The 18767-nt window shown below is 45.9% G+C and carries 16 protein-coding genes; 6 read left to right on the top strand and 10 right to left on the bottom strand.

The window, feature by feature from the left end; all coding sequences use genetic code 11:
* Positions 1-88 precede the first annotated feature (88 nt).
* The 6 genes from NE536_RS02840 to ppnP form a co-directional block, all read right to left on the bottom strand.
* A complete protein-coding gene (locus NE536_RS02840) occupies positions 89-595 on the bottom strand; it encodes a DUF4124 domain-containing protein (protein WP_259521488.1) in 507 nt (168 codons plus the stop codon).
* A gap of 192 nt (positions 596-787) precedes the next feature.
* A complete protein-coding gene (locus NE536_RS02835; RefSeq protein WP_261271738.1) occupies positions 788-1414 on the bottom strand; it encodes a glutathione S-transferase family protein in 627 nt (208 codons plus the stop codon).
* Between the two features lie 142 nt (positions 1415-1556).
* Entirely contained in the window at positions 1557-2249 is a 693-nt protein-coding gene (locus NE536_RS02830; RefSeq protein ID WP_261271737.1) for a type 1 glutamine amidotransferase domain-containing protein, read from the bottom strand.
* Positions 2250-2320: 71 nt separating this feature from the next.
* The gene (locus NE536_RS02825) at positions 2321-3478 is read right to left on the bottom strand and encodes an iron-containing alcohol dehydrogenase (RefSeq protein ID WP_261271736.1); all 1158 of its coding nucleotides are present in this window, start codon (positions 3476-3478) and stop codon (positions 2321-2323) included.
* A gap of 183 nt (positions 3479-3661) precedes the next feature.
* Positions 3662-4258, bottom strand: a complete 597-nt coding sequence (locus tag NE536_RS02820; protein WP_261271735.1) for a TetR/AcrR family transcriptional regulator — start codon at positions 4256-4258, stop codon at positions 3662-3664.
* Between the two features lie 287 nt (positions 4259-4545).
* Positions 4546-4857, bottom strand: coding sequence for a pyrimidine/purine nucleoside phosphorylase (gene ppnP / locus NE536_RS02815; protein WP_006086532.1), 312 nt, complete (start codon positions 4855-4857; stop codon positions 4546-4548).
* Between the two features lie 358 nt (positions 4858-5215).
* Here ppnP and NE536_RS02810 point away from each other — a divergent pair, with 358 nt between their 5' ends.
* Positions 5216-7171, top strand: a complete 1956-nt coding sequence (locus NE536_RS02810; protein WP_259544441.1) for a methyl-accepting chemotaxis protein — start codon at positions 5216-5218, stop codon at positions 7169-7171.
* A gap of 137 nt (positions 7172-7308) precedes the next feature.
* Here NE536_RS02810 and ovoA read toward each other — a convergent pair whose 3' ends face one another.
* Positions 7309-9423, bottom strand: coding sequence for a 5-histidylcysteine sulfoxide synthase (gene ovoA / locus NE536_RS02805; RefSeq protein WP_261271734.1), 2115 nt, complete (start codon positions 9421-9423; stop codon positions 7309-7311).
* Between the two features lie 362 nt (positions 9424-9785).
* Here ovoA and NE536_RS02800 point away from each other — a divergent pair, with 362 nt between their 5' ends.
* Positions 9786-10181, top strand: coding sequence for a hypothetical protein (locus NE536_RS02800; RefSeq protein ID WP_261271733.1), 396 nt, complete (start codon positions 9786-9788; stop codon positions 10179-10181).
* A gap of 43 nt (positions 10182-10224) precedes the next feature.
* Here NE536_RS02800 and NE536_RS02795 read toward each other — a convergent pair whose 3' ends face one another.
* Positions 10225-10407, bottom strand: a complete 183-nt coding sequence (locus NE536_RS02795; RefSeq protein WP_342455068.1) for a hypothetical protein — start codon at positions 10405-10407, stop codon at positions 10225-10227.
* Positions 10408-10768: 361 nt separating this feature from the next.
* Between NE536_RS02795 and NE536_RS02790 the strand changes: the two genes are divergently transcribed.
* The 4 genes from NE536_RS02790 to NE536_RS02775 all read left to right on the top strand — a co-directional run bounded on the left by NE536_RS02790 (position 10769) and on the right by NE536_RS02775 (position 14623).
* Complete coding sequence (locus NE536_RS02790; protein WP_261271731.1) at positions 10769-11620, top strand: PfkB family carbohydrate kinase; 852 nt, start codon at positions 10769-10771, stop codon at positions 11618-11620.
* Between the two features lie 317 nt (positions 11621-11937).
* Entirely contained in the window at positions 11938-13398 is a 1461-nt protein-coding gene (locus NE536_RS02785; RefSeq protein ID WP_261271730.1) for a sensor domain-containing diguanylate cyclase, read from the top strand.
* A 135-nt stretch (positions 13399-13533) separates the two neighbouring features.
* The gene (locus NE536_RS02780; protein WP_261271729.1) at positions 13534-14229 is read left to right on the top strand and encodes an MOSC domain-containing protein; all 696 of its coding nucleotides are present in this window, start codon (positions 13534-13536) and stop codon (positions 14227-14229) included.
* Positions 14230-14266: 37 nt separating this feature from the next.
* Positions 14267-14623: a DUF4870 domain-containing protein gene (locus tag NE536_RS02775; protein ID WP_006079751.1), complete on the top strand. Its 357-nt coding sequence runs from the start codon at positions 14267-14269 to the stop codon at positions 14621-14623.
* Positions 14624-14699: 76 nt separating this feature from the next.
* On the opposite strand, the gene NE536_RS02770 is transcribed toward NE536_RS02775, so the two are convergent.
* Complete coding sequence (locus NE536_RS02770) at positions 14700-16616, bottom strand: methyl-accepting chemotaxis protein (protein ID WP_261271728.1); 1917 nt, start codon at positions 16614-16616, stop codon at positions 14700-14702.
* Between the two features lie 347 nt (positions 16617-16963).
* Positions 16964-18613, bottom strand: coding sequence for an electron transfer flavoprotein-ubiquinone oxidoreductase (locus tag NE536_RS02765; RefSeq protein ID WP_259588069.1), 1650 nt, complete (start codon positions 18611-18613; stop codon positions 16964-16966).
* Positions 18614-18767: the final 154 nt, after the last annotated feature.

Below are 18767 nucleotides of genomic sequence, written 5' to 3'. Positions count from 1 at the left end.
CTTCATCAAACGGTTTAGTCTGGGGCGATTAATCTAACTCTATGTATTTAAAGTTTTTATACTAACTTTATCTATGCAATGAGTGGCATTAACGCTTAGCTGCTTGATGAAGAAATATCTTTCTTGGTGAACTTGATGCAAAGACTTTGCCGTTTTGAGTCAAAGCGTCAACGACTAAGGTATGTTCACCCCGGTCGATGTTTTTGAGTTTGAAGGTACCGCCAATTTGCGGTTGACCGACGGGGGTGCCATCGAGTTTTAGGATCATTAAATACTGGCTTTTTAGCTCTGGGGTGATAGTCGCAACGACGTCGAAATCACCATTATTATCTCTGACGGTTTCTTCTTCTGCTGGGGAAGTGATATTAACTTTGTATTGAATAGATTCAATTGCTTGGTTTGCGTTATTTGACTCTGTTTTGGGCAGAGGAAGGGCAATTTGATTTAAGGTCTTCTCTTTGAGCTCAACGACTTGGGCATTGGGCTGCGGCTCATCGGAGTAATGGACTTTGCCATCCTTATCGACCCATTTATAAACCGTTGCTTGCGCTAACATGCTAAATAGCACTAAGCCGATGAGTGTGAGTGAACGCATGCTAAAGTCCCTGTAGCCTTGAGAGAGAGTTAATCAAGATTAGTCTCTTTTACATCAAAAATCATGGTGTTTGTTATGCGGCGTCGCTACATGGAAGGCGTAAAGCGAGACAGGAAAGGGGAGCTAGAAATCGGACTGGGTTGAATGAGCTGAAGTTCGGACACACTCATGTGCCCGAACTCGAGTTGCAAATTACACGCTTGCGTCGAGTTGTTTCTCGATCTCACTCGCTTTAACCCAAGCGGCATGCAGGGATAATTGAGTGGCATAGCGTTGAATGTGTTCGAATTTTTCGAGGTCGCCACTGTTAGCCAGTAGCTCAACTACGAAGGACATCATGATATCCGCACCTGTGAGCTTGCCTGCAACCAAATAGGTTTTATCGGCCAACCTATCATTGAAGTAGTGGCTTATCTTACTGACTTCTATCGCCGCATAACCTTCAAGGAAGTTGGTTTTGCAGCCGTCCTTTTGCACGAACATGCGCAGCAACAAAGGTAGCATGGCTGAACTTTCGGCAAAGTGTAGCCATTGCAGATAATCGACGTAGTCAGCGCTGTCTCTGGCGGGGGCTAAGGTATCCGCCGCATATTTTTCAATCAGATACTCAGTGATCGCGCCTGACTCGGCAATCACTTGACCGTCCATTTCGATAACGGGTGATTTGCCCAACGGATGAATTTGCTTAAGTTCGGGTGGCGCGAGAAAAGTCTGGCTATCACGCTGATAACTCTTAATTTGATAAGGTTGACCGAGTTCTTCTAGCAACCAGATGATACGTTTAGAGCGTGATTTATTGAGATGGTGCAAGGTGATCATTGGCTTCCCTTTCTATTGTGAGAGTACATTTTTAGCTATCGCACCATTATGGTGCGATAGCTATTTCTACCGCATTTAGCACACTCGAGCTTGTCATTATGTACTTCAAGCTGAGCGTGTCGCGTCATTTATCGCTTAGCCTCTAGCCTCTAGCGTTCAGTTGCGCGACTATGGCCTGCGCAACGGCTTCGGATGATCCTGGGTTTTGACCTGTGATCAAATGGCCATCTGCGACAACAAAGCTTGTCCAATCATCACCTTTGACATAAGTGCCGCCGTTTTTCTGCAGCATGTCTTCGACTAGAAATGGCACGATATGAGTGAGTTGCACGGCTTCTTCTTCAGAATTACTGAAACCGGTAACCCGCTTACCGCTGACCAATGGCTTACCATCACTGGCCTTAGGGTGCAGCAATGCCGCAGGTGCATGACAGACTAGCCCTAGGGGTTTATTCGCTTGATAGAACTGTTCAATCAAGGCGATTGAGTGTTTATCTTCGGCAAGATCCCACAGTGGGCCGTGGCCGCCTGGATAGAAAACCGCATCATAATCCGCTGCATTGATTTCACTTAAGCGAGTCGTATTTGCCAGCAGTGCTTGTGCCTCAGGATCTTTACTAAAGCGCGCAGTAGCTGCGGTCTGAAAGTCTGGCTCATCACTTTTAGGGTCGAGCGGTGGTTGACCGCCCAATGGCGAGGCTAAGGTAATGTCAAAACCTTTATCTTTAAACTCATAAAAAGGTGAGGCGAATTCCTCGAGCCAAAAGCCGGTTTTTAAACCTGTGTCGCCGAGTTTATCGTGTGAAGTTAGTACCATTAATATATTCATTTTCATACCTTTACCTTAGTTGCTCACATCTATACGTGTGAGCTTTGGGTTTAGTTCAATCAGGATACGGTTTGGCGTTATAGGGCTAAGGTCAAAATGTCACGACTCATTGCTGGGTCAATATTGCCGTGTTCGCCAAGAGCCACCATGCCGTGCAGTTCAAGCTGTTTTACTAGGATATCAACGTGGCTGGCATCGAGATCATAGGCAGATAAATGTGTCGGTATGCCCATGGCTTCGAAGAAAGCCTTAGTTTTTGCAATAGCGGCATCGATGCGCTCGTCATCGGTACCTGTGTTGATGTGCCACACTCGGTCTGCGTACTGGAGTAACTTTTCGCGCTTAGCCTCTTTGGTACATTGCAGCAGGGCAGGCAATACGATTGCCAATGTACGCGCATGGTCGATGTCGTAAAGCGCAGTCAGTTCATGGCCTATCATGTGGGTTGCCCAATCGTGCGGAACGCCTACGCCAATCGTGCCGTTGAGTGCCATAGTGGCGACCCACATTAAGTTAGCGCGAATGTCGTAGTCTTCGGGTTGAACTAGCACTTGTGGACCAAGCTCAATCAAGGTTTGTAACAGTCCTTCGGCAAATCTGTCCTGTACGGCGGCGTTAACGGGGTAAGTGAGGTATTGCTCTGTAATATGTACAAAAGCATCGACGACACCGTTGGCCACTTGGCGTTCTGGCAGGGTGAAGGTTTTCGTCGGGTCGAGTATTGAGAATTGTGGATAAACCAAGTCATTACGGAATGGCAGCTTAGCTTGCAGTGATTTACGGGTCACTACGCTGGCGTTGTTCATTTCTGAACCCGTCGCTGGCAAGGTTAATACTGAGCCAAAGGGCATAGCTTGAGTGACTTTTGCGCCCCAGCTAGTGAGAATATCCCAAGGTTCACCTTCAAATACCGCTGCAGCGGCAACAAATTTAGTGCCATCGATAACCGAACCACCGCCAACCGCGAGGAGGAAGTCGATATTCTGCTCACGCACTTGGGCGACGGCTTTCATTAAGGTTTCATAGGTTGGGTTTGGCTCAATGCCATTGAACTCGACGATGAAACGATTGCCCAATGATTGTTTTACTTCGTCTAGCGTGCCTGTTTTTCTGGCGCTGCTGCCACCAAAGAGGATCATCACTTTAGCATCGCTCGGTACTAAAGCATCAATTTCGGCGATAGTGTCTTTACCAAAACGGATACGGGTCGGGTTGTAATAGTTAAAATTTAGCATGGATGATTTATCCCTTATTACTTTAAGTGAGCTTCTTTAAATTAGCGGTGTTAAATGCGCTGCGTTGATTAATCGCCTGTCAAATTAGTAGACCAGTCGTCTAATTCTGTGGCGTGAAGATACATTCTTTAAAAATCTAGGCTGATTGATATCAGCCAATATTGGTCTTGAATCGGTATTAAGTTAAAGGGCCGTTTTAGGCGTTAAAATAGCTTTAGTCGTCACGAGCGCACGTTCGAGTGCCGCGGGGCTGTGGCCTAACTTGTTCATTAAGCTGGCACCTAACCACATGTGATACAACATTTCAGCGGTCGATTGCGGATCTTGCTCGGCGATTGAACTGTCGTTTATGCCAACGTGAACACAAGTGGTTAACCTGTCTATGATGCCGGCGGAACCTTTAAGTAAGGCAAGGCGCATGGCTTCGGATAAATCGGCCACTTCAGCACTGAGTTTCACGACGAGGCATTTTTGATCTACGCAGCCGTCAGCTTGTACGTGCAACCATTGTTGCCAGTACTGCATCAAGCGTTGATAGCCCGTCAGCGTCGAGTTATTGAATAATGTGTCTAAATCTAACTGATATTTTTCGAAATAATCAGTTATGAGCGCTTCGCCAAATTGTTCTTTGGATTTGAAGTAATGATAAAACGAGCCTTTAGGCACTTCGGCGGCCTGCAGCAGTAGCGATAAGCCGACGCTGGAGAAGCCTTTTCGTACGATCAGCTTATAGCCGATGTCGAGAATGTGCTGGCGAGTGGATTGAGTTTCAATTTTCATGTGGGTTAGGATAAAACAAATTAGACCGGTCGTCTAGCATTGTTTTTATCGGCGATATCAACACGCCCGATTTAGTCTTCTTTAAGTCGCGAGGTTTAAGCAGTCCTGAGTCTGCTTAACAAAACTGCCAGATTGATAAAAAACCGGACGGATAAAGTATGCAGAGGGTGAAATTGTGGCAAGGAGAAATGGTTCGGTAGGGCAAAATACCCACAGTGCTGAGATAAACCGTCACTGTGAGCATTAGATTCACAATTGATATTGAAACTTTTACTCAATCAAGATGATTAGAGGTAGCTGCAACAGTACTCTGCAATGGCTGTGTTACGAATTTTAAAGCTGACATTTGCAGCCAGTTCAAACTGAGTTCCTTCGCTAAATTCTTGCCAAGTGGTCGTTTCTGGTAGTAACACCTCAAAACGGCCGCTAATCACTTCCATGATTTCGCCTTGTGAAGTCGAGAACTCATACTCTCCAGGCTGTACTACGCCTAAGGTTTGCTTACTGCCATCGGCAAAAAATACGCTACGACTGGCAACTTTACCATCAAAGTAAATATTGGCTTTTTTAGATACAGACACTTGCTCGAGTAAACTCATTTTTAATCCTCTATAAATTGGCTTGACATGAATTTATATGCATATTTAATAAATTTCAATGCATCATTTGTCGTGTGGATGTGCGTACTGAATATAAGGTGATGCTAACGTTCGGTTTATAACGTGTTTTCCACTATATCATTTTGTTTGAAAAGGTCAGTATGGCTTGGCTGTCATTTAAAGTTATTAATCATTTTTCTATTTAAAAATAATTGGTTGGCAGCATTTCGGTGAACTTTTGATGAAAATAGTCTGCGTCGCTTTGTTTAGCTGAGATTCTTCTCCTATAGTTTTAGGGCAGATTTAATTTTGCAAAAAGTGAATGAATGGAATTCGAAGCGCGACAAGGAGTCTCACCATGGGTTTTACTCGTAAAATTCAGCTGATCAGTTTATTGATTGTCCTATTACCCCTCATATTTGCTACCGCGATAGTGACTTACATTGCTCGGGATGAGTTATTTGCCGAGGCTCAGTCTCGTTTAGTGGCGGTGCGCGAGATCAAGCAGCGACAGATTGTCGGTATGTTTCAGGACTTTTCAGATAACCTGCAGGCCGTCAGTGCGGTGATCGCCAGCCAAAAAAGCCTCGATACTATCTCCGACCTTGATGAGACCTTAAAGTCGTTAAATAAGTCTTTAGGTTTCTATGATCTGTTCATCATTCGGGATGACGGCACTGTGTTTTACACCGCCGCGAAGGAGTCTGATTTCGGCACAAATCTTCGCACTGGGCCCTACCATGATTCGGGATTAGCGCAGTTATTCAATAAGGCTTTGGGGGCTACTGGTACTGTATTATTGCAAGACTTCTCCGCATACGCCCCTTCAAATGGCCAACCGGCAGCATTTATTGGTCAGTCGATTCAATTCAATCAGCAAAGATTGGTGGTGGCGGCCCAAGTATCAATTGACCGCATCAACCGAGTTATGCAGATCCGCGAAGGTATGGGACAAAGTGGCGAGACCTATTTAATTGGTCCCAATAATCGCATGCGATCCGATTCTTTTCTTGATCCGAACAATCGCACTGTGACCGCTTCCTTCGCTGGAACGGTTGCCCAGAATGGCGTCGACACACTTGCGGTGAAAGAGGCGTTGGCGGGTAAGACTGGTGTGATGCAAGTGAATGACTACAATCATAATCCAGTGTTATCTGCTTATTCTCCCGTTGTTGAACTTGGCTTACGTTGGGGCTTGATGGCTGAAATTGACGTAAGCGAAATCGCGGCGCCGGCTTATCGAATGTTGTTTATTGGCTTATTTGTTTGCGTGGCGGCCTTAGTGCTGGCATTCGCTGCTGCTAAGTTAGTCACAGGATTTGTGTTGAAGCCACTCGGCGGTGAGCCTGAGGACATGTGCAATTTGACCAGCATGATCGCCTCAGGGGATCTCACCCATAATCTGCCCCATGTTCAAACGGATAATCATCTGATGAGCTGGTTGGCCAGGATGCAAACAAAGCTCAAAGAAATCATTAGTCAGCTGGTGGGCGTTGGACATGAACTCGAATCCGCCGCGGAACAAAATTCTGCCGCTATGACCCAAGCCGATTGCAGTATTCAGATGCAGGCGAAAGAAACCGATATGTTAGCAACCGCAGTCGAAGAAATGAGTTATGCCGCCGCGGAAATCAGCACGAATACGCTTAAATCCTCCGATGAAGTGTCTGCCTGTACCCATTCGAGTGAAATTCTTTCGCAAAATTTAGCCAGTACACGTAAAAGCTTGAAAGTGACCTTGAGCAGTTTTGCGACCATACATCAACAGGTGGGCAGCCTTGAGGCTGACAGTCAGAAAATCGGTTCGGTATTGGCTGTGATTAATGCGATTGCTGAACAAACGAATCTGCTGTCACTTAATGCGGCGATTGAAGCGGCGAGAGCTGGTGAGCATGGTCGTGGTTTTGCCGTAGTTGCCGATGAGGTGCGCCAGTTAGCAGTTAAGGTTCAGTTGGCGACTCAGGATATTGGCCAAGTGCTAAAAGGCATTCAACAGCAGTCTGGCGTGTTGGCGCTGCATAGTGTGACTTGTACTACTGAAGCCTCTAAAACCGCAGAAGATGCCGATGGCATGCAAGCCGCAGTGGATGACATCGCTTTGCGTTTGGAAACCTTAAAGGCATTAATGATCCAAACCGCTACCGCCGCGGAGGAGCAAACAACGGTTTCGGCAACGATTGCACAGGGGATTGCTGGCTTGAGCGTGGCGGCGGAAGAAAATAGCGCGGCGATCAGCCAAGTGGCAGCGAGTACGCGCAGTTTGTTAGGGTTAGCGAATCAGCTTGGTTTAACAACGGCACAGTTCAAGGTGTAGGTATTTGCGCTGTATTTGCCGCGTTCAACCTTATTGGGTGCTGCAAATATGACTGAGCTGAATGTTACACATCCGCCAGAAATGGATTTCTGGCGGATATTTTTATCTAAATTTCAGCAGTTTATTCCATGAGAGCATTAACGCTTACGCCAAATTGTCATTTCTGAGACAGAATGTTGGAATTTGCGTTTAGTCTCGCGGATGACGAAGGGGATTTCCTTCACTGCGACTAGCTCAAATTGGCCGATCAAGGTTTCGGTCAAGCCATCTAAGGTGGTGAAGTTCTCTCCTTTGACTTTAACGCCACCGAGCCATTTATCCTTCGGCGTATAATCCTCAAGCCAAGTGTATGGCGAAGTAATAACAAGGTATCCACCTTGATTAATCCGCTGGGCAATACTGGTTAAAAAGTGCTTAGGATCGTTCAGTCTGTCGATAAGGTTCGAGGCATAAACTAAGTCATAACCTGTATACATTGGCTTTAAATTACAGGCATCACCTTGCATAAAGTTGACTTTTTTCGCCTCAAGCTCATATCCAAGTTTAGCCAGACTCGCACTCTTAAATTCCTGTAAATCGCCTTCGGTACGTATGGTGTAACGTTTTTCACCTTGTTCAGTTAGGGCATAGGCCTGTTGAATAAAGCGTGCCGAAAAGTCGATACCATCAACATGATCAAACACTTTTGCCAGTTCAAAACTCGCTCTACCTACGGAGCAGCCGATATCGAGGGCTTTGGTGGTATGGGTGAGTTGAATTTCACTGAGCGCTTGTTGCACGCCATTGACACAGAAGTTAGCAACCCCGAAATATTCGGCGCCGTAGTGGAATTCAAGGTATTGGGAAATCAGTTCATCAGTTTCGTACACATTGACCTCGGCCATTTGGGCGGGATTTTGCGTGGATTCCACATAGCGGAAGCCAGCATGTTGATAAAAATGTCGACGAAACGCATAGCGTGACGAAGCAATGGCTTCATTACCTGTGGAGATCCACGAACCACCTTTGATGAGATTATGCTTACCATCGAAGGTGGGGGTCGAAAAATCATCGTAGAGCGGATGCACGGCAAAACCATTAAAGCCATCGATTGCGGTTTCTGTCCATTGCCAAACATTACCGACAATATCGAAAAAGCCATTATGTTCGAAGCGATTCACTGGGCAAGAAGAGGCGTAATAAGCCAAAGCAATATTGCCCGGCACTTCGTGCCAATCGGGCGCATCGGCGGGCATATTCTCGCGTAAGATGTACCATTCGGCTTCCGTCAGTAGGCGAATGTTGCTTTGCTTTTGCTCGGTTTTCCAATTGCAGAAGGCCTTAGCTTCGAGTTGATTCACTTCTACAGGCCAGTTCAATGGCAGCGGGATTTCTTCCGCTAAGTTACGTTGCCACCATTTATCTTGTTTTAAGCGCCAAAAACGCGGCATTTGAGCTTGGGTGTAAGCGAGCCAAGCTTGACCTTCTTCATTCCAAAATTGGGGTGAGCAATAGCCGCCAGCTTCGACGAATGCGAGGTACTCTTGATTCGAGACTAAGAATTTAGAGGCTTTAAAGTCGACAACATTAAAGATTTTATGGCCGTATTCGTTGTCCCAGCCGTAGGTTTGATCTTGCTCAGTTTTACCTAAGGTCACTTTCTGCCCTTTTACTGCCAGTAAACAGTTGGCTTCGGCGGCGGTGAAGTCTTGGCACGCAGCCCAGAGGCTGTTAGGTGCGACATGTTCCAATGGCAGTTGGCGGATGATCACCGATGAGGTTTCTAAATGAATTCGCTCATGTTCAATGCCCATCAAAATAATCCAAGCGGGGCTGTCTTGAGTGATCGGCAGCGCCAGCGGCATTTCATCAATCACGCGATTGACGACAGCATTAACTTGTTGGCGATAGCTGCGCACTTCTGCCACGTTCGGCCATGGGTAATGTTGCTCGTTCAGATCGTCCCAAGACATCTCATCGACACCAATGGCAAACATGGATTCGAAGTTATCGTTTACCCGTTCGTCGAGAAATTTGCCGAGTTTGAGTTTGTTGATATAGAAAGTGGCCGTATGGCCAAAATAAAAGATCAACGGATGGCGCAGTGGCTCGGCTTTGAGGTAATAGGCGCTATCTTCTTGGATCAAATCAAACAGTGACTCGTACAGAGCCCATGTCTGATTAAAGTACTGCTTAAGCTCTAGACGCTTTCCTGCCTCAGTTTCACCAATTAGCTTAAGGGTTTGAGGGGGTTGCGTTATGGGCTTATCCATAGGCAAGTAAACTCCGTATTTATCGGCCTGCGGTGCAAGCATGGATTATGAATCTATCGTGTGTGACTCTATACGCGATTACTGGGCTCAGGATCACTTTGTCAGCTTAATGTGTCGATTTGAGGCAAAGTGTTTTACAAACTAACAGAAACACGAATTGAGTCCAACATCAGCCACTGGCACTAAAACATCTCGGATATGACCTTTGGAGTTAAGATTATCTTACAAAGGAAGTGAGCACTGCGTTTCGTGATGCCATCCTTTTTAGGATTAAAATTATTTTATCCCTGAAGAGTATTTTCTCTGTCGGGGTTAAGGCAGAATGATCCCGTCCGTAAAATTATTATGCAGGATATAACGGGATGACAATTAACGCATTATGGATACCCGCCTGGTACGAACTTGATCAATCGATCGTAGTGGGTGTGACTGAGGAGTTTGTCTTTCATAAGACTGTCGCAAACGAGGCGTTAACATTTTACAGCGGTGCAAAGGGGAGTGATGCCGCCAAGGCTACGGGAACCATTTCGGCCATTAAACATAATGTCTTGGAGGACATTGAAAGTGTCGATGCACAGGGGCTCGATTATACGCTGGTATTGCAAGATGGACGGCGTTTATTAGTCAATGCTGAGGAAAATCCAGGATTGATTTATGAGTGGGTTGATGACAGTTGGCAGCCGTCAGATATGGTCATCACAGATTGGACGTTGGCAGTACAATTTGCGTCTTTATCACCATTGACGCCAATAAAGTAATTGAAGATTTATCGTTAAGCGACTAATAAATAAGTAAGTGCAGTTAACGTTCGGGAGCTGACGTTGACTGCACTTTTACTAGCTCTGCAAGTTGTTGGTATTCTTGTTTTATTTCTGCGATATACACATCGTGAAAATCTAACTCATTAAACTCATCTAGGCAGAGCTGGTAACGGCGTAGCTGCTCAGCTTTTTCCTCATCTGCATCCCATCTTTCCATTAGCATAGCGTTTGATTCCATTCATAAATTTAATTCCTTATTCACTTCACATATTTTAACGACAGTTATTGCTATTTAACTCAGCGGGTTTGAAATTTATCGGATGTATCTATGCCGATTGGCGTTACACAATGTAAAAATCTATTTTTAAACAGAGTGTTGAAGCCAAAAAGTTGGTTTTACCGTATGTTGATGGACTTTTCTCCTTATCTTATTCGGGACAAATGCTTACACAGGCGGCAGCCATAGCCTGATTGTGTTGCTAGCTTGATGATTGGATTGTACCTGTGAGCATTTTGCTCTAGATTGATATTTCTTTGTTTTTATCTTCTGGCCTTGAGTCTTCTTTGTCCTTTGGAGCCGCGTAATGGCGAATATTATGTTAGTTGCCAATCTCAACTGTGATCGGATCTTATTGCTTGATAAACCTTTAAAAACAGGTGGGCGTTTCCATTATCAAGATGGTGGGCAAAGGCCAGGTGGTGGCGGGGCAAATACTGGATTAGGTTTAGTTTGGGCTGGGCATAGCGTCGCGTTGGTGAGTCAAGTTGGCCGTGATGACATGGGAGATTGGCTCATTGCAGAAGCCAGCACTCAAGGACTCGATTGCCGCTTAGTGCAGCGCCGAGCCGGTAACACTTGCGAAATGTTACTCGTGATGACGCCAGACGGTGAACGGACGATTATTCGGCCACAAAGACCCATATTTGAGTTATCAGTGCCGCCGAAATGGCAGCCATGGGACGCGCTGTATTTTAATACTTCCGCTGAGGGATCGGTCAGTTGGGCAAAGACAGCCTTGGAACATTGCCTTGTGGTCGCGCAATTAGCCAAAGATGACAGGCAGAGACCTTGTCATATTCTACTGGCATCAATGAGTGATATCCAAGGGCGTTGTGATGGCGCCTCTTGGGAATATGGCAAAAACATTGGCGGTGAGTGTCTGCGTTACTTTATTGTCACCGATGGCATCAATGGGGCTAAGGTTTACACGCACGATCAAGTGCAGCATGTTGCTGCTATCCCTGCCACTGTTGTTGATACCACTGGCGCTGGCGATGCCTATGCGGCGGGACTTATCCATAGTCTATGCACTGGTCAGTCGATTACCGAGGCGATGGCTGAAGGTGCTGTTTGGGCGGCATTTGCGGTGGCAACCGATAGTTCTATTCCGGGTGAGGCACTGAAACAGTATTTAGAGGCCAAGCAAATAGCATGATAAATCTGCGGATGAGCAGTTTGAGTCATCTTTCTGTCATACGGCCTTGCTAGAGTATGTCATGTGGCGCATAGCTCTTGTCCCTTAACGTTTTCTTGTGCTTTTCTCCCATTTATTGGTTAGTATGTTTTTTGCCTCGTTTCCCCAACGAGGCATTTTTTTGCTCAAAATAAAGTTATTCCATCGCAGAACATTCATAAAGCTGAAATGTTGTGCGACCATGGCGCAATTGCGTTAACATTTATTCAACTAAAATAGTTATCGTGACATTAAAATAATAAGCCACTCAAGGTGTTCTGTAGTCTTTGGAGTTGAGAATGGGCAATAACGCTTGGAATGATAAGAATAAATTTATTTGGCTGCTCTCTGTTCTGCTTTTGGTCGCCTTTTTAGTGACCAGTGGTATCAGTTACAAGGTGGCCCATGACTCACTGAGTCAACAAATCGAGAGTAATACCCTACCACTCACAAGTGACAATATTTACTCTGAAATTCAGCAGGATCTGCTGCGACCTATCTTTATTTCATCCTTGATGGCGCAGGATACCTTTGTTCGCGATTGGACATTAAGTCACGAGCAAGAGCCAGAAAAGCTGATCCGTTATCTTAAGGAAATCCAAGAAAAATACGATACTGTTACCAGTTTTTTTGTGTCAGAAAAGAGCCGAAATTATTACCACTCCACGGGGATTTTAAAACAAATCCAAGATGTTGAGCCAGATGATGCTTGGTACTTTCGAGTGCGATCTTTACCCGAATCTGAGCATTATGAGGTTAATATCGACGCCGATACGGCGGACCGCAGTAAAACAACCGTTTTCGTGAACTATAAAGTTTTTGATTTTGAAGGTAAATTTATAGGCGTTACCGGTGTTGGTTTGGCGGTTGAAAAGGTTAAGTCCCTCATCGAACTTTATCAAAAACGTTATAACCGCCGAGTGTTCTTTACCGATAGGCAGGGCAATGTCACCTTGCATGGAGATGAATATGATGGTGCAGATTCGCTGCAAACCAGCTTAGGGCTTGAAAATTTAGCGACGCGTATTTTAACGAGTCCAAGTGCGGCTTTTAGCTACCAGAGAAATGGCAAAACCGTTTATCTCAACAGCCGTCTAGTCCCCGAATTTAAGTGGTATTTGATTGTTGAGCAGGAAGATGCGCCACAGGAGCGGGAGTTACTGAATACTTTTTGGGGCAACTTGGCGTTAAGCCTAATGGTGACTCTAGGGATTTTATTCATCTCTAACATGACCTTAGGTCGTTATCAGCGCAAATTAGAAGTAATGGCGTCTACCGATAAGCTCACTGGCGCCGCTAACCGTCAGGTGTTCGATGGGTACTTTAGGCTGGCATTAGATAAAGCTAAGCTGACACAATCGCCGATTTCAATACTCTTGCTGGACATCGACCATTTTAAAAAAGTGAACGACAGCTATGGGCATGGGATTGGTGACTTAGTATTAAAAACCATGACAAATATGCTGCGGAGCGCACTGCAGCAACAGGATATCTTATGCCGTTGGGGCGGCGAGGAGTTCTTGATTTTACTTCCGGGGATGGATTTAACCCAAGCGGCAGAACTGGCTGAGCAGATCCGTGAGCTTATTTTTCAGCGGGAAATTAAAGTGAATGGCTTACACATTTCTATTACCGTTAGTATTGGCGTTGCTGAGCATCAGGCGCAAGAGCCTGCGGAAGATCTGATCAAGCGTGCCGATCTGGCCTTGTATCAGGCTAAAGAAGCCGGTCGAAATCAAGTGGTGTTAAATCATTCATAGATTTAGCCTCGTGCTTACTGGCGGCAAGATTGCGCCTACTTTTATGAGTTATTGAGCGAGTTGATTGTGTTACTGGCGTATCGCAGTTTACACTCTGGCGGTAATGCGAGATGGGTTATGGATTGGGAGTTGCAGATGTCAAAGTTGTTGATCAATAAGTTATCAGGATTGTACTTAGGAACCCATCTTCAAGACATGTCCGGTGTTGCTACTGGGATTGATGGCAAGCAAGCGGCTCAACAACTGCTAGTACATGTTAGCCATGTAGACGGGGACGCGCAGGCCGATCCTAAACACCATGGCGGACTCGATCGCGTGTTACATCATTTTCCCCGCGAGCATTACGGCCAATATCGTCGTTGGGATTTAATCACTCAACTCGAAGATGCGCCCAGTATGGGAGAGAACATCAGTACCGTTGGGCTGAACGAAACCCAAGTTAATATTGGTGATATCTTACAAATTGGCGCCGTAACAGTGCAGATTACTCAGCCACGTTCACCTTGCTTTAAGTTGAATCTGCAATTTGGGCACAAAGAATTTGCCCTCGCCATGCAGCAGAGCCAATTATGTGGTTGGTTTTATAGAATCTTAACCCCAGGGATTATTCAGTTAAACGATAAGATTGAGTTGGTTGAGCGCCGCACGGACATTAGTGTTGCTGAGGCTATGTCACTCTATTTCTCGCCAACGTTTAATGCTAGCGGCTATGATCGTTTAGCTTGCTGTGAGGGATTAGCGCAGAGCTGGGTGAATAGCCTACAACGGCGCTTAGTATCGCAAACAGTGGAAGATTGGCAAATGCGTTTATATGGGCCGAGCGGTAAATAAGTATTTATATTCATAATGATAAAACAGGGATGACCTTATGATTGAACCCGTTACAAAAAGTGATAAAGATTTTGGCTTACTGGTATACGCCTCAAGCTTTGTTGGATACCTAGTGCCGTTGGGCTCTATTCTTGGTCCTTTGATTATCTGGCTGATGAAGCGTGAAGAGTCCGCATTTGTCGATCAATGTGGCCGTAGTTGTCTGAACTTTAAATTGAGCCTGCTGATTTATGTAATCATCAGTGGCGTATTAGCTTTGGTCGGAATAGGTTTCATCTTTTTAGCCATACTCGGCATATTCGATTTGGTGTGCACTGTGCTGGCGATTATTAAGGCCAGTGAGGGTAAGGTATATAAATACCCATTAACGATTAAATTTATTGCTATGGATTAATCGCTTTTTCGAATTAAAGAAAAACGCCTTAGATGTTTCCATCTAAGGCGTTTTTTTATTGCGTAAGTTTAAGGTGTTACACCTTAAACTTGGCCACTAAGGTATCTAAACGGTGTGACAGTTGATTCAAGGCTAAACTCGCCTGCGCTGCCGCTTGTGCAGTATTGGCAGTACGTTGAGTAATGTCATTGATTTCTGTGACGTTACGGTTGATGTCTTCCACTACAGTGGATTGTTCTTCCGTTGCCGCAGCAACTTGGATGTTCATGTCGCTGATAAGACCAATGCGGTCGCTAATACCAATCAACGATTTGCTAGCTTCATCGACGGCCACAACACCTTCGTGGGAGCGAGTACGACTCTGAGCCATCGCATTAACCGCGCGGCTGGCTTCCGATTGCAGCTTGTCGATCATGCCTTGCACTTCATTGGTCGATGCTGCTGTGCGTGATGCTAAGTTACGTACTTCATCGGCGACGACAGCAAAACCGCGCCCAGCTTCACCGGCACGTGCCGCTTCGATGGCCGCGTTGAGGGCTAACAAGTTGGTCTGTTCAGAGATAGCGCGGATCACATCTAAAATCCCACCAATGGATTTAGTGTGGGTCGCGAGGGACTCAATCACTTCGCCCACTTGGCCAACGTCCTTAGACAATTGATTAATGGTATCACGGGCACGGGTCACGACCACTTGACCGCTGCTGGCTTCAGTGTCTGCATCTCTTGCAGCAACCGCAGCTTGAGCGGCATTACTGGCGATTTCGTTAACCGTCGCGCCCATTTCATTAATGGCAGTGACCACCATCATAGTGCGATCTTTCTGCTCGTGGCTGTCTTCTAAGGTTTGTTGTGCCTGATTCGACACATCCTTAGCCGAGAAGCCGAGTTGTTCGCTGGTTTGCGCTACTTCGATGACCGAATCTTGGATCTTGCTGATAAAGCTGTTAAATCCTTTAGCGAGCTGCGCAATTTCATCTTCACCATTGACGGGTAAGCGTTGGCGCAAGTCACCTTCACCTTCGCCTATGTCGCGGAACATAGCGGCAACCTGGGCTATGGGGCGACTCACAGAGCCTGCAACAGCGATAGCGAGGACAATAAAGCCCGCAGCAATAATCAGCGTCCAGATTAAGATCTGATAAGCGGCTTCGGTTAATAGCGCAAACACTTCGGCTTCTGGCACTTGTGCCACTAAATACCAATCCATAGATGCGATATAGCTACTGGCAACCAGCATGTTTTCGCCATTGATCTTGGTTTCGATAAGATTGAAATCGCCACGGTTAAGTAAGGCGCTTGAGTTTGCATCTTGATATAAGTTACCTAGGTTGCTCTTACCAATTTGACCCGTATCTGGGTGGAGTTTCACTTCACCTTTAGCATCAACTAAGTAAACAAATCCCGTTTCCTCAATCTTAAACGAGCTTAGTAAGCGCACCATATCATCGAGTGATTTAGCGAGCCCAACTAAGCCACGGCCATTGGGTTGTTGGTAGTTGATGAAGAGTTTGACTTCGCCGTTGGCCTCAGTGAATACGTTCAACATACGTTCTTGACCACTGTCTCGGTAACCAAAAAACCAGCCATCCTGCGCGGGGGTAAGCACGCGCAAAAACCCATCCTGAGTGTAATAGGCGGCAGTTTGTCTGTCGGCGTAGGAGGCTTGCGCTAGCTTATATTGACGCGTGATGTCTTTCAGTTGGGCAACCACTTGGGTTTCTTGGGCCTGCGGTCTGCCATCTTCGAGCCATTGCAGTAACATGCGGCTACTGGCTAATTGCTCTGCAGCATTCATTAAAGTGGAGATGTCGAGATCGATCTTATTGCGGATCTGCATCATCAAACTCGGCAGTTCCGAACCTAACATCCGTTGTTGTACGACATTTTTAGCGCTACGTTGGCTTAATACGCCGACGAGTATGGTCGACAGCAGTACTGCAAATGTCACTGTTAGCAGAATTTTCTGCTTAATGGTGAGGTTATTAAATATCATAAATATCAATATGCCTGTGTTGGACTGTTTTGCGTTATCGGTCAACGCACTCTTGTACGGTAAAAGATTATCGGACAGGAATGTGAAAAGTTAACCTTAGTCTAGGCCGAATGCCGAATAAAACAGCGAATAAAAACTTATTTGGCTTAACCCGTTGGTCTTGCAGTAGATCTAATTATGTAGAGTATAGATGGAAATGAGATGGTGATTGAAAACGAACTCTTTTTTGTGTGGCAATTGTGGCTAATGTCGTAGCTAAGGGCAAGCAAAAAAAGTGAGATATTTGTGTCAAAGGTGAAAAAAAGGCGCTCTATTGAGCGCCGTTATTAACATTTGTTGGCAACTAATTACATGTTGGGATAGTTAGGACCACCACCGCCTTCCGGCGTAACCCAAGTGATGTTTTGGCTAGGATCTTTAATATCGCAGGTTTTGCAGTGAATGCAGTTTTGCGCATTGATTACAAATTTAGGCTGACCCGCCTCTTCGACAATTTCATACACACCAGCTGGGCAGTAACGTTGTGCTGGCTCATTAAACTGAGTCAGGTTAATACCCAGTGGAATGCTGCTGTCTTTAAGACGTAAATGGCAAGGCTGGTCTTCTTCATGATAAGTGCTCGACAGATACACTGAGGACAGTTTATCGAAGCTAAGCTTGCCATCGGGTTTTGGGTAATCAATCTTGCTGTAAGCGCTCACTGAGGCCATTTGTGCATAGTCTGGGTGTTCATCACGTAGCGTGATCGGGAACTTTCCACCAAACCAGTTTTGATCTATGTAATTGAATGCGCCGCCTAAATAGGTGCCAAATTTATGCATCGCTGGGCCAAAGTTGCGCGATTTATACAGCTCCTCATGTAGCCAGCTTTCTTCGATATGAGTCTGGTAACAGTCGAGATCTTTACCGCCTTCAACACCCGCCATCATGGCTTTGCCTAAGGTTTCTGCCGCAACGATACCGCTCTTCATCGCAGTGTGAGTGCCTTTGATTTTCGCGAAATTCAAAGTCCCAGCGTTACAGCCGATGATCAGGCCGCCGGGGAAGCTCATTTTAGGAAGCGAGTTCAAGCCGCCTTTAGTGATAGCACGGGCGCCGTAACTGAGACGTTCGCCGCCGGTTAAATACTTTGCAATCACAGGATGGGTTTTATAGCGCTGGAATTCGTCAAATGGGCTCAGATGCGGATTTTTGTAGTTCAAATCGATAATGAGACCGACCGCAATCTGGTTGTCTTCCATGTGATACAGAAAGCCGCCACCCGATGCGCCCTCGGTTAGTGGCCAGCCACCGGTGTGCACTACTTTGCCTTGCTCGTGTTGCTCAGCGGGGACTTTCCAAATTTCTTTGAAGCCTAAGCCGTAATGCTGGGGTGTTTTACCATTATCTAAATGGTATTTTTCGATCAGTTGCTTGCCTAAGTGGCCGCGGCAACCCTCTGAGAAAACAGTATATTTAGCGTGTAGTTCCATGCCTGGCATAAAGCTGTCTTTAGGCTCACCATCAGCGCCCACCCCCATATCGCCAATCAAAATACCTTTAACGCTGTTATCGACGTTAAATAGCAATTCACTGGCGGCAAAGCCGGGGAATATTTCGACACCGAGTTCTTCGGCGCGATTAGCAAGCCAGCGGGATAGATTACCGACACTGATAATAAAATTGCCGTCGTTGTGCATGGTTTTTGGCACAAAGGCATTAGGCATCACTCGGCCGTCGGTGGCGGAGCTGAGTAGGTAGATTTCGTCGTGGGTGACAGCGGTTTTTACTGGGGCGTCTTTCTCGCGCCAGTCGCTGAATAGCTCGTCCAGCACTTTTGGCTCGAACACTGCGCCTGACAGAATATGCGCGCCCACTTCTGAGCCTTTTTCGACCACACAGACGGTAATTTCTTTACCTGAATCCTGTGATATTTGCATTAATCGACACGCGGTGGCCAAGCCTGCTGGACCTGCGCCGACGATAACAACATCGAATTCCATTGATTCGCGTTCCATCAGTTCACCTCTTCCTTCACGTTTCCCCGATTTTTATCGAGTGTTGTAGTTTGTAAACGGGCGTTTTATTGCTTGTACCACCTTACCTGAAAATAAGATAAGGTCACAGTGGATTACGCTGCTGTTTAGTCTAATTCAATACAAATCTTTAGGT

Source organism: Shewanella septentrionalis, from assembly GCF_025370265.1.
In the GTDB taxonomy this organism is placed as follows: domain Bacteria; phylum Pseudomonadota; class Gammaproteobacteria; order Enterobacterales; family Shewanellaceae; genus Shewanella; species Shewanella hafniensis.
The sequence above is the reverse complement of the archived record's forward strand: the minus strand, read 5'-3'. Positions and strand labels throughout refer to the sequence as shown.